The organism is Halopenitus sp. POP-27 (assembly GCF_029889855.1).
Taxonomy (GTDB): domain Archaea; phylum Halobacteriota; class Halobacteria; order Halobacteriales; family Haloferacaceae; genus Halopenitus; species Halopenitus malekzadehii.
In genome coordinates this window covers 1-11,303 of the sequence record NZ_JARANU010000029.1, presented here as the reverse complement: position 1 = coordinate 11,303, position 11,303 = coordinate 1, and the positions used below count along the sequence as shown (strand labels likewise).

The window sequence follows — 11,303 nt, the reverse complement described above, 5'->3', positions numbered from 1 at the left end:
TTTAATGTTACGGCGACCACCTAGATTTATTTAATTTTTTTTGTCTGCAGCGTCAGATTTTTATTAGAGACAATCCAGTACCCACCCAGCATCCACCCGGCACGCATCCAGTACCCACCCAGCATCCACCCGCACGCACACGGCTTATCCCGGAGCCGACCGAACCTGCGTGTATGAGCGACGGGCGTGACGGGACCGACGCCGAGGCCGCCGACGAGGAGCGGTTCACGGCGGTGGTCCAGACGGCGATCGCGGTCGCGGAGACGAACGACGGGATGGATCCGACGATCATCGAGGACGCGACGCGATACGCACGCGAGGAGCGGGACACCGGTCGCGCGCGGTACCGGAGCCTGCTCGTCGACGTCGCCGGGATCGATCCCGCCGTTCGGTCGAGTGGATCCATCACGGACGACCGACCGACCGACCACAGCACGACCACGCCCACGGAGCGCCAGCGCGTCGCGTACGCGCGCCTCCGCGATCACGTCGATCGGAGACGGGGGCGCGAGGCGGACGTCGACGGCCTCTTCGAGTGAAGCTGCTCCGTATCCGGCGGGATCAACCGTCACCGTCACCGGTGACGACGGCGGCAAGCGCCGCCACGGATCGGGGGCTTATACCGTCGGCAGGCGAAGACGGGACCGAATGCCCCGCGTCAGCGTCGCCGCCGGTGCCCGACTCCATTTCGGCTTTCAAAACCTGAGTCTCGCCCACGAACGACTCTATGGGGCGCTCGGCGTGGGGATCGACGACCCGGCAGTCGAAGTCGTCGCCGAGCCGGCCGAAGACGTCTCGGTCGAGATGGCCGACCACGGCGCGGAACCCCGATCCCACGGTGTCGCGGACGCGTCGACGCCGGACGCGCCGACGCCGGACGCGCCGACTCCGGACGCGCTCGCGGACATCCGGCGGTACGCGAGCGACGCGTGTTCCCTGCTCGACGTCCCCGGCGTTTCGATCGACGTTCGGACGACGATCCCCCGACACGTCGGGCTCGGCAGCGGGACACAGCTCGCGCTGGCGACCGTGGCGGCGGTGGCCCGGTCGTACGACGGGGAGCCGGCGGTTCGCGACCACGCGCCGCGGCTCGGACGTGGCGGGCGGTCGGGCGTCGGCGTCGCGGCCTTCGAGGACGGCGGGTTCGTTCTCGACGTCGGCCACCCGACCTCACGGTTCACCACCCACCGCCCCGAAACCGGCGAGTGGACGGTGCCGGCGGTCGCCGCCAGACACCCGATCCCTGACGACTGGCGGTTCCTCCTGGTGCTCCCGGACGCCGAGCCTGGACGGAACGGCGACGACGAGGACCGGAGCATCCGGGCGGCGGTCGAGCGCGCGGACCCCGACGTCGCCGATCGGATCGCGGGGATCGTGACCCGGCGCGTGCTGCCGGCGATCGTCGAGGGACGGGCCGACGCCTTCGGCGAGGCAGTCGCCGACGTCGGGCGGCTCAACGGGGCGTGGTACGCCGACGAGCAGGGCGGGGTCTATCGCCCCCCGGTCGGGGGAATCGTCGCGTCGCTGTCCGACGCGCCGGCGATCTACGGCGCGGGCCAGTCCTCGTGGGGGCCGGCGGTCTACGGTGTGACGGACGCGACACACGCGGCCGCGGCGCTCGAGGCCGGCGAGGCTGCACTCGAGGCGGCCGGCGTCGACGGCACGGTCCGGATCGTCGCGGGGCGCAACCAGGGCGCACGGATCGAACCGCGGCGTAACCGATAAATCACCCGCGCGCACCTATCCGGTATGTCGAACGTTCCGTTCGGGGTCGCCCGGCTCGACTCGATCCTTGGCGGCGGCGCGCCGCCGGGGAGCGTCGTGTTGTTGTCGGGGGAATCCGGCGCGGGCGCCCGCGAGTTCCTGTACACGAGCGCGGCGATGAACGTGCTCGCGCGGGCCGACGAGGACCTCTTCGATCTGTACTACGGCGATTTGGAGGACTCCTCGGAGGTTCCCCCGGAGGTACACTACGTCTCGTTCACCTCCGGCGAGGGCGCGATCGAGCGGGAGCTCGGCTTTACGATGGCCGACGAGATCGCCGCGGCCGCGACGGACGGGATCCACTTTGCGGACCTGTCGACGCCGTATTTCCAGCTGAGTCCGATCCCGCGCGACTGGTACCACGGGGATCCCTCGACGATCACCGACCTCGGTCAGCGGGAACGCCACGGGGACGTCCTCTCCGAACTCGGGGAGTACCTCTCGGCACACGCCACGGGCAACCTCGTCGTGATCGACTCGGTCACCGACCTCGTCTCCACCATCTCCGAGGAGATGGGCTGGAACGACATCGCGATGGTGATGAAGGGGCTCAAGAAGGCGGCACATCACTGGGGCGGACTGATCCTGCTGTTGGTCAACGAGGACACGCTCACCGACACCGAGCGCGGGATCCTGATGGATGCGGCCAGCGGGACCTTCCGGTTCACCTGGGAGACCGGCGGATCCCAACGCGCCCGGACGATGGTCGTCAAGGAGTTCCGCGGGGTCCTCTCGCGACTCGAGGAGGAGAACATCATTCGGTTCGAGACGGAGATCCACGAGGGTGGCTTCGACATCACCGACGTGCGAAAGATCCGGTAGTCGAAGCTCTCTCGACGCCCTCGTTCGGAGACCAACTCGAGCCGTCGCCACCTCGAAGTACTCGAGCCGTCGCCACCCCGCGGTGAAGCGACCTAGAACTCCTCGACGGTCGGCTCCGGAACGGTTCCCTCCTCGCGTTCCGCGAGGTCGAAGGCCGACCGCAGCTCGGCGATTCGGTCGCGGATGTCGGCCGCCAGCTCGAACTCGAGGTTGCTTGCCGCCTCGTTCATCCGCTCCTCGAGCGCCTCGATCCGGTCGCGGGCCCCGTCCTCGGTCTCGACGTCGCCGACGGCGACGCCGCTCGTGTCCGTCTTCGAGCCGGGGAGGGAGGTCTCGCCGACCGGCTTGTCGATCGTCGTCGGCGTGTGGCCGTATTCCTCGTTGTACTCGCGTTGGATCTCCCGGCGGCGGCGCGTCTCGTCGATGGCCGCCTGCATCGAGTCGGTAACCTCGTCGGCGTAGAGGACGACCTCGCCGTTGACGTTGCGGGCGGCCCGTCCCATCGTCTGGACGAGCGTCGTCGTCGAGCGCAGGAACCCCTCCTGGTCGGCGTCGAGGATCGCCACGAGGCTCACCTCGGGGATGTCCAGCCCCTCCCGGAGCAGGTTGATGCCGACCAGAACGTCGATGTTCCCGAGCCGGAGGTCCCGGATGATCTCGTGGCGCTCGAGGGTGTCGGTCTCGTCGTGCATGTACGCGACGTCGACGCCGGCCTCCTCGAGGTATTCCGTGAGGTCCTCGGCCATCCGTTTCGTCAGCGTGGTCACGAGGGTCCGCTCGCCGCGCTCGATGCGGTCGTCGATGCGGTCGAGCAGGTCGTCGACCTGCCCGGTCGCGTCGGCGATCTCGACGGCGGGATCGACGAGGTAGGTCGGCCGGACGATCTGTTCGACCACCTGCGCGGAGTGCTCGCGCTCGTAGGCGCCGGGCGTCGCGGAGACGTAGAGGGTTCGGTCGGTCTTCGCCTCGAACTCCTCGAAGGTGAGCGGCCGGTTGTCGTAGGCGGTCGGCAGCCGGAAGCCGTTCTCGACCAGCGAGTCCTTCCGGGACTTGTCGCCCTCGTACTGCCCTTTGATCTGCGGGATCGTCTGGTGGGACTCGTCGATGACCGTCAGGAAGTCGTCGGGGAAGTAATCGAGCAGGGTATAGGGCGGATCGCCGCGCTCGCGGTCGTCCATATGGACCGAGTAGTTCTCGATCCCCGAACAGTAGCCGGCCTCCCGCAGCATCTCGAGGTCGAAGGTCGTCCGCTCGTCGATGCGCTGGGCGGCGACGAGGTCACCCTCGCGTTCGAACTGCCGGACGCGTTGGTCCCGGAGCGTCTCGATCTCCCCGATCGCCTGCTGCAGCTTCTCCTCGGGGATCGAGTAGTGCTCCGCGGGGTGGACGAGCGTCGCGGGCTCCTCGGAGACGACCTCCCCTTGCATCGGGTCGACCTTCAGGATCCGATCGACCTCCTCGCCCCACAGCTCGATCCGGAGCGCGTACCGGCCGTACATCGGGAACACCTCGATCGTGTCGCCCCGGACGCGGAAGGTGCCCTGCGTGAAGTCGACGTCGTTGCGGTCGTAGTTCCGGTCGACCAGCTCGGCGAGCAGGTCCTCGCGGCCGATCCGGTCGCCGACCGACAGCTCCAGGGCCATCTCGCGGTAGTTTCCGGGGTCGCCGAGGCCGTAGATGGCGGAGACCGAGGCGACCACGATGACGTCGTCTCTGGTCAAAAGCGACCGCGTCGCGGAGTGGCGCAGACGGTCGATTTCCTCGTTGATCGACATCTCCTTGTCGATGTAGGTGTCCGTCTGCTCGACGTACGCCTCCGGCTGGTAGTAGTTGTAGTAGGAGACGAAGTACTCGACCGCGTTGTCGGGAAACAGCTCGCGGAACTCCTCGTAGAGCTGTGCCGCGAGCGTCTTGTTGTGTGCCAACACCAGCGTCGGCCGGTTCAGCTCCTCGGCGACCCACGAGACCGTGTTCGTCTTGCCCGATCCGGTCACGCCCAGCAGCGTCTGTTCGGTTGCGCCGTCCCGATAGCCCTCGACGAGCGCCTCGATGGCGTCGGGTTGGTCGCCGGCCGGCTCGAAGGGGGCATCGACACGCAGCGGGCGGTCGACGGTCGGGCGGTCCTCCGACAGCGGGGAGTCGGCGTCGCTCACGCTCCTCGTTGGCTGCGCAGACACTTGAGCGGCGCGCCCGGTGCTCGTTACGAACGGGACCGCACTCGGGTCACAGCGCGTTCTCGATCGACGCCGCGACCGACCGCGCCCGCTCCGCAAGCGGCTCGGGGACGGTGCCCGCCTCGACGGCGTCGTCGAGTTCGTCGTCGTCGACGCGATCGACGGTTCCATCGGCGTGTTTGATCACGTCGACGTGGAGGTCGACGTAGCGGACGGTCTCGGGAAACACCTCGACCGGCGTACAGACGTTGACGTACGTCCCTTTCACTTCACCCGCGGCGTCGCGATAGGTGGTCGGGTACCACCAGCGACCCTCGGTGAACGTCGTCGTCGCGACGTCGCCCGACTCGCGGGGAACGTCGAGCGCATCGTAGGTCCCGCCGGCCGTCATCGCACGCTCGACCGTGATCCGGCCCGCATCGGCATCGCGGTCGGTCACCTCGCCGTCGCCGAGAACTACGAGATGGCCGGCGGGTTTGCCGTGGGCGATCCGGACGGAGTCGCCGACGAGCGGGCCGAACGTCTCGGTGACGACGTCGAACGGAAACTCGCGGTGGAGCGTCTCGGGGGAACAGAACGCCTCGACGAAGTCGACGCCGGCGCGTGCCCCCGCCGAACCGGCCTTCACGCGATGGTGGCCGGGCATCGTCGTCGTCACCTCGCGACGCCGGTCGTCGAGGGCGAACCGAGACTCACGGCCGAACCAAACCCAGGCGCCGGCGACCGGGACCGCGAGCGGGCGCGGGGCGGAGACGTCGGCCTCGCGAACCGCTGCGACCGCGTCGAGCCGATCGATCGCCCGCGAGAGGCCCGTTTCCAGGGCGTCCATCCCGGCGTCGATCGCCGGGCGATGCCAACGGATTCCCCACCCTTCAGGCGGCTCCAGTCCGAGGAGGTCGGCCATCCCGGCCAGCTCGCGCCCGGCCGCGTCATCGCGAGCGTCCACGCGCGTTCCCTCACCGGGAACGAGCGAGGCGAGCGGCCCGGGAGCTCGGAGATCGACCCCGAGTTCGGGTCGCCGGTCCGCCCAGGGCGGTGCGGGCTCACGAACCTGCACGCGCAGCGCGTCGCCGACCTCGATCCGATCCGCCGTTTCGCCATACGGGAGGTATCCCTCGAGCGTTCCGCGCCCCGCGACCGCGAGACCCGACAGCGTTGACGCCGCACCCCCCCAAGCGTCGTCACTGCTCGCGAGTCGATCCTGGACGGCGGCCGGATCGTCGGCCAACCGGACGACGGCACCGCCGCCGAGCGTCTCCGTCACCTCACCGTCGAAGACGGCCCCACGCGGGGCCGGATCGAGCCAGGCGAGCGCGTCGACGCCGACCGCGCGCAGCCGGTCCGTCAGGGTCGCTACCGCCTCACCGTCGCCGTGCACGCCGACGCCCTGCCGGTCGGTGGTCGTTCGAACCGAGACGTTGACGGGCGCCGGCCCCTCGACGTCGGGCAGCGAGTCGTCGGCGAACCGCTCGCGGATCGGCTCGGACGCATCGACGACGTCGTGTCCGGCGTCGCCGAACGCCGCCGTGAGCGCGGTCGCGTAGATCCCACGGACGCGAACGTGCATCTATAGCTCCTCGGCCGTCGGCGCGAAGCGGACGCGGTCGTGGACCGTCGGCCCTAGCGTCAGCTCGACGACGTCAGCCGAGAGCACGCGGCCGTCCTCGACGGGGACGCCCCAGGAATCAAACGAGAGATAACCCCGGAGGTCGCCGCCGTGCGTGTACAGGTCGGCTCGAACGACGTCGTGTTCGGTCGGCCCGTCCGGGCCGTGGGCGGTCTCCATATCCGAGTAAAACGTCCCGCCATCGCCGAAGAACGACTCGATCGCCGCGGCGTCCTCCCGAACCAGCTCGGCGACGCGGTCGCTCGCCGCCCGGATGGCGTCCGTCTCGAGGCCGGCCTCGCGAAGCGCCTGCTGGGTGCGCTGATCGAAGTGCATACGCGCGATTGGGGCGGCGGGCTTTTGAAGCCTCGCGGTTCGTTGGTGACGGGAGCCGCACCGCCGGAACCACTCCGAACGCGAAACCCCCGTTCGACGGCGTGGCAAGGCCTTACTACCCCGCGGGTGATGTGGCGTGTATGCCCGACCGTACGGATCCGATCGAGAGCGCGGACGACGCCGGACGGGACCTCTATGACGTCGCAACCTGGGAGCCACGGTCCCTCCTGGACCGCGCAGCGGTCGCCGGGTACTGGACGCTGACCGCGGGTACGAAGGCGTTCGTGATCGCGCTTGCAGTCGTCATCCTCCTGGGGATCGGTGCCCTCGGCGCGTTCGCCGACCCGGTGATCCGGATCCTCACGGTGTTGTCCGTCCTCCCGGCGGCGGCGTTGGCCGGCTACGTCTGGGCGAGCGACGTGACCACGACCGAACCGCTCTCGTTGCTCGTCGGGACGTTCTTGCTTGCCGTGTTGACGGCGACGTTCGCGGCGGTGCTCAACTCCGCGGTCACGAGCGTGTTCGGCCCCTTCTCCGGGATCGGCTACGTGTTCTTCTTCTTCCTCGTCGTCGGCCCCGTCGAGGAGACCGTCAAGCTGCTCGCGGTGCGGCTGTACGCCTACACGGACTACCGGTTCGACGCGGTGATCGACGGGGCGGTCTACGGGGCGATCGCGGGACTTGGGTTCGCGACGATCGAGAACCTGCTGTACATCTCGCGGAACATCGACGCCGTCGAGATGGGCATCAGTCTCGCCATACTCGGCGCGGGTGACGGGATCGCGGCGGTTCGCGCCTTCGCCGGGCCGGGCCACGTCATCTACTCGGCGTTTGCCGGCTACTACCTCGGGCTCGCGAAGTTCAATCCCGAACACCGGGGGCCGCTGGTCCTGAAGGGGATCGTGCTCGCCGCCGTGATCCACGCGACGTACAACTCGACGGTCGGGATCGGCACCGGGCTGATCGGCGCGGTGACCGGATTGGGCTCGCTTCCGTCGATGATCGTGTACGTGCTCGTCTTCGACGGAATCTTTGGGTTCGTCCTCCTGCGGAAGATCTGGCGATACCGCGAGACCTACCGGACGGTGCACGCCGAGATCGACGAGGAAGCGGATCCCGAACTGACCGAGTTCGAGGAGTGACGGGACCAACGAGCTGACGACCGACGTCCCGGCCCGCCACGGGAAACCTTGATACTCGCGGCCCGCAAGCGATCGCGTATGTCCGACGACTGCATCTTCTGTTCGATCGTCGACGGCGAGATCCCGGCCCGAACCGTGACTGAAACGAACGACGTGATCGCGTTCCTCGACGCGAATCCGCTCGCGGCGGGACACACGCTCGTCATCCCGAAGGCCCACCACACACACCTCGGCGACCTCCCCGCGGACCTGTCCGCCGCCGTCTTCGAGGTCGTTTCCGATCTGACACCGCGCGTCCAGACCGCCGTCGAGGCGGACGCCGCCACCGTCGGAATCAACGACGGAGCCGCAGCCGGTCAGGAGGTCCCGCACGTGCACGTGCACATCGTGCCGCGGTTCGAGGGGGACGGCGGCGCACCGATCCACGCCGTCGCCGGCGACCGGCCCGACCTTGACGACGAGGAACTCGACGCGATCGCCGAGACGATCCGCGGATAGCGCCAGCGCGACTTATTTTACAGATACATCCATCGAATTTAAGATGGTGACGACCCGCAGGAACGTATGGATGGTTCAACGCTCGCGCTAGTCGGTGCCACCGGCGGTGCCGGGACGACGCGGACCGCGGTGGAGATGGCTGCTGCCGGCGCGATCGACGATCGCGACGTCATCGTGATCGACGCCGCATACGCGACACAGGGACTCTCGGAGTACGTTTCCGGACGGATCGATCCGGACGTTACGACGCTCGTCACCGACGGTCGAACCGACACCCCCGATGCGGCGGCCTACACGGTCGACGGCGACTGGGGCGGGCGTGTCCGACTCGTTCCGGCTTCCGCGCCGTTCGAACGGATCGCGCGAGCGAAGACGGTCGATGCGGCACGCGGGCTCGTCTCGGTGATCAACGCGGCAAGCGAGACGGCTGACCACGTCATCGTCGACACGCCGCCGGTCGCCGCGAACCAGGCGGTCGCGGCCGTGACCGAAACCGATCGGATCGCCGCGGTGACCCCCGGAACCGTCCACGGTCGCGATGCCCTGGAGCGGCTTCGCGGGCGGATACAGGACGTCGGCGAGCGCGTCGAAACCACGATCGCGACCCGTGGCTCCCTGCCCGCTGCCGACGTCGACCTGCCGACGGCCGAGGAGACGGCGACGACACACCCGACCGTCCGGCCGACCGGCGGTGCCTACGCCGAAGGGATCGCGACGGCGCTGGAGGTCTGCTTCGAGACGACGCTTACCGCCGGGTTTGAGGGAGCAAACGTCCTCAATCGGTTCCGATAGCGACGACGAACGACGGATCGACCTACTCGATCGCCGTCGCAAGCTGATCACGAAGATCGACGTAGGTCCCCCGAACGGTAACCGGCGTCACGTCCGCAACGTCGGCCGCCTCCCGCTGAGTGAGCCCCGAATCGTGTTCGCGGCTCGCGGTGTACAGGCAGGCGGCGGCGACGCCGCCGGGGTTCTTCCCGCCGATGAGCCCCGCCTCGAGGGCCGCGTCCGCGAGCTCACGCGCCCGCGATTCGACCGCCGTCGAGCACGCAAGCGTCGAGGCGAACCGGGGAAGGTACTCCGTCGGGTCGATCGCGCCGATCGGTAACCCGAGTTCGCGGTTCATCGCGTCGAAGGCGGCGGCGTGTTCGTCCGCCGTCGCCTTCGCCGCCGCACACACCTCCGGGACCGTCCGCGAGACGTTGGCCGCCCGCGCGGCCGCATACACGCTCGCCGCGGCGAACCCCTCGATCGACCGACCACGAAGCAGGTCCGCGTCCTGTGCGGATTCGAACAGAGCACACGCCTGGTCACGAATGCCGTCCGGAACCCCAAGCACGTCACAGAGCCGCCGGATCTCGGTGAACGCATAGACACGGTTGCGGTCCCGCTTCGATCCGATCCGTGCCCGGTTGTGGTGGGTCCGCAGCCGCGCGAACCGACGGCGTTTGCGTGCCGTCGCACGGGTCGGACGGCCGATCTCCGTCGAGAGACCGCGATCGTGGCGTGCGCGCGTCCGTGGGGCACCGGTTCGCTCCGGGTTCGTGTCGTCATCGGCGAACGACCGCCACTCGGGCCCGTGATCGATGCGGTCCTCATCGACGACGAGTCCACAGTCGGTACAGACGCGCTCGGTACCGTCCGGACGGACGCGACCGTCACACTCGGGACACCCGCTCTCACTCACCTGAGTAGACTGGGTCTGACTCATCACAACTGAACCTTGGGCCCGATGCCTTACTTAAAGGAGGGTCGAATCGCCCGACTCGAGCGGGGATCGACGGCGAGAACCAACCGGTCACCGGTCGGTTGCTCCGGTTCCCCACCCGATCGAGCCGCCGTAACGGGATTCCCACACTGATAATTCCACCAAGAATACAAATGTATTTAATAGAGAACCTAAGAATAGAATGTAGTGACGCTCTCGGAGATCGCAGCCGGCATCGAAGTGACGACCGAGCAGCGCGACCGCGGCGCTGCGGTCGTCGACGACACCGGAATCGATCTGCACGACCGGCTGCGATCCCACGCATCATCGCTGCCGTGTACGGCCGCCGCAGCCGCAACCCTGATCGAAACGTACACCGCCGGCGCAAGCGTCGGCGACGCGGCACGCGAGGCAGCCGTCGCCCCGATGACCGCGGCCAAAACTCTTCATCGATGTGGGGTTTCCGGCGTCTGTCCGCTCGCCCCCACCCGTCGCGGCATCGTCCGCGACTGGCTCGCGGGTCAGATCGGCAGGCGTGACGCGATCGATCTGACCGGTGGCGACGAGGCGGCCTTCGCACTCGCCGTGTACATCGAGACGCACGACCCGATCGCCGACCTCGCGGATGCCGTCACGCGCGTCGACGACCACACGCTCGGCGTCGACACGCTCGGCGGCTCGCTCGAGACGCCCGACGAGTTGCGGTAGCGATCGATGCTGATAGTGGCGGGGTCTCCCCGACACACCCAGGACCGCGTCGATCGACGGTTCGATCACGCACCGACAGCCGTTCTCGCGATATCCGGATCGCGATCCTGAGTCCTCCGGTTATGTCTCGATATCGAGACGGCTGGTGCTCGAGCGTACCGCCGATCAGCAGTCGTTTGCAAGCACAGGTACGACTGAACGGAGAACGGAACAAGCCAAGGGCCGGATTTGAACCGGCGTTGGGCGGCTCTGCAGGCCGCTGCGTCTGACCGAACTCTGCCACCTTGGCGCGTCCGGTCGTAGCCACGTCGCGCGCTTAAGCCTAGCGGTCGACGAGTCGCGACCGACGTTGGAGCCGCTCTGGTCCGCTTCGCCGCGATCGTGGTCACTCACCCGCATAGCGCTCCCGCTGTGTGTGCGATCGTCGGGAGCCGTCGGATCACTAACCACCGCCCCGATCTCCCGCCTCCCGACTGATCACACAGTCGTAACTCCCCAACAACCACACGACTCCTCCAAACACTCCTTGCCGACCGCTAAAA

General features: G+C 68.3%; 11 protein-coding genes and 1 tRNA gene. 7 read left to right on the top strand and 5 right to left on the bottom strand.

The features are described 5' to 3' along the window. Nucleotides 1-173 precede the first annotated feature (173 nt). The 3 genes from OQF70_RS13260 (at nt 174) to OQF70_RS13250 (ending at nt 2,586) form a co-directional block, all read left to right on the top strand. Nucleotides 174-539 carry a hypothetical protein gene (locus OQF70_RS13260; RefSeq protein WP_280538188.1) on the top strand — a complete coding sequence of 122 codons (366 nt, stop codon included), beginning with the start codon at nt 174-176 and terminating at the stop codon, nt 537-539. A gap of 109 nt (nt 540-648) precedes the next feature. Continuing rightward, complete coding sequence (locus OQF70_RS13255) at nt 649-1,725, top strand: beta-ribofuranosylaminobenzene 5'-phosphate synthase family protein (protein ID WP_280538187.1); 1,077 nt, start codon at nt 649-651, stop codon at nt 1,723-1,725. Nucleotides 1,726-1,749: 24 nt separating this feature from the next. Next, nucleotides 1,750-2,586, top strand: coding sequence for an HTR-like protein (locus OQF70_RS13250; protein ID WP_092817842.1), 837 nt, complete (start codon nt 1,750-1,752; stop codon nt 2,584-2,586). Between the two features lie 92 nt (nt 2,587-2,678). Here OQF70_RS13250 and uvrB read toward each other — a convergent pair whose 3' ends face one another. From uvrB to OQF70_RS13235, 3 genes are all read right to left on the bottom strand, one after another. After that, complete coding sequence (gene uvrB, locus OQF70_RS13245) at nt 2,679-4,739, bottom strand: excinuclease ABC subunit UvrB (protein WP_280538185.1); 2,061 nt, start codon at nt 4,737-4,739, stop codon at nt 2,679-2,681. A gap of 70 nt (nt 4,740-4,809) precedes the next feature. Next, nucleotides 4,810-6,327 carry a DUF402 domain-containing protein gene (locus OQF70_RS13240; protein ID WP_280538183.1) on the bottom strand — a complete coding sequence of 506 codons (1,518 nt, stop codon included), beginning with the start codon at nt 6,325-6,327 and terminating at the stop codon, nt 4,810-4,812. Then, nucleotides 6,328-6,702, bottom strand: a complete 375-nt coding sequence (locus tag OQF70_RS13235; RefSeq protein WP_280538182.1) for a hypothetical protein — start codon at nt 6,700-6,702, stop codon at nt 6,328-6,330. It lies immediately after the preceding gene. Nucleotides 6,703-6,842: 140 nt separating this feature from the next. Between OQF70_RS13235 and OQF70_RS13230 the strand changes: the two genes are divergently transcribed. From OQF70_RS13230 to OQF70_RS13220, 3 genes are all read left to right on the top strand, one after another. Continuing rightward, the gene (locus tag OQF70_RS13230; RefSeq protein ID WP_280538181.1) at nt 6,843-7,844 is read left to right on the top strand and encodes a PrsW family intramembrane metalloprotease; all 1,002 of its coding nucleotides are present in this window, start codon (nt 6,843-6,845) and stop codon (nt 7,842-7,844) included. Nucleotides 7,845-7,922: 78 nt separating this feature from the next. Further along, nucleotides 7,923-8,342, top strand: a complete 420-nt coding sequence (locus OQF70_RS13225; RefSeq protein ID WP_280538179.1) for an HIT family protein — start codon at nt 7,923-7,925, stop codon at nt 8,340-8,342. 66 nt (nt 8,343-8,408) lie between these two features. Further along, nucleotides 8,409-9,134 carry a ParA family protein gene (locus tag OQF70_RS13220; protein ID WP_280538177.1) on the top strand — a complete coding sequence of 242 codons (726 nt, stop codon included), beginning with the start codon at nt 8,409-8,411 and terminating at the stop codon, nt 9,132-9,134. A 22-nt stretch (nt 9,135-9,156) separates the two neighbouring features. On the opposite strand, the gene OQF70_RS13215 is transcribed toward OQF70_RS13220, so the two are convergent. Next, the gene (locus OQF70_RS13215) at nt 9,157-10,056 is read right to left on the bottom strand and encodes a transcription initiation factor IIB family protein (RefSeq protein ID WP_280538175.1); all 900 of its coding nucleotides are present in this window, start codon (nt 10,054-10,056) and stop codon (nt 9,157-9,159) included. A gap of 204 nt (nt 10,057-10,260) precedes the next feature. On the opposite strand from OQF70_RS13215, the gene OQF70_RS13210 reads away from it, so the two are divergent. Beyond that, nucleotides 10,261-10,761, top strand: coding sequence for a hypothetical protein (locus tag OQF70_RS13210; RefSeq protein WP_280538173.1), 501 nt, complete (start codon nt 10,261-10,263; stop codon nt 10,759-10,761). A 213-nt stretch (nt 10,762-10,974) separates the two neighbouring features. Here OQF70_RS13210 and OQF70_RS13205 read toward each other — a convergent pair. Further along, nucleotides 10,975-11,050 (bottom strand) — tRNA-Cys (locus OQF70_RS13205). Nucleotides 11,051-11,303 lie beyond the last annotated feature (253 nt).

Coding starts and splice junctions, on each gene's coding strand:
- OQF70_RS13260 (WP_280538188.1), top strand. CDS start 174: ATGAGCGACGGGCGTGACGGGACCGACGCCGAGGCCGCCGACGAGGAG.
- OQF70_RS13255 (WP_280538187.1), top strand. CDS start 649: ATGCCCCGCGTCAGCGTCGCCGCCGGTGCCCGACTCCATTTCGGCTTT.
- OQF70_RS13250 (WP_092817842.1), top strand. CDS start 1,750: ATGTCGAACGTTCCGTTCGGGGTCGCCCGGCTCGACTCGATCCTTGGC.
- OQF70_RS13240 (WP_280538183.1), bottom strand. CDS start 6,327: ATGCACGTTCGCGTCCGTGGGATCTACGCGACCGCGCTCACGGCGGCG.
- OQF70_RS13235 (WP_280538182.1), bottom strand. CDS start 6,702: ATGCACTTCGATCAGCGCACCCAGCAGGCGCTTCGCGAGGCCGGCCTC.
- OQF70_RS13230 (WP_280538181.1), top strand. CDS start 6,843: ATGCCCGACCGTACGGATCCGATCGAGAGCGCGGACGACGCCGGACGG.
- OQF70_RS13225 (WP_280538179.1), top strand. CDS start 7,923: ATGTCCGACGACTGCATCTTCTGTTCGATCGTCGACGGCGAGATCCCG.
- OQF70_RS13220 (WP_280538177.1), top strand. CDS start 8,409: ATGGATGGTTCAACGCTCGCGCTAGTCGGTGCCACCGGCGGTGCCGGG.
- OQF70_RS13215 (WP_280538175.1), bottom strand. CDS start 10,056: ATGAGTCAGACCCAGTCTACTCAGGTGAGTGAGAGCGGGTGTCCCGAG.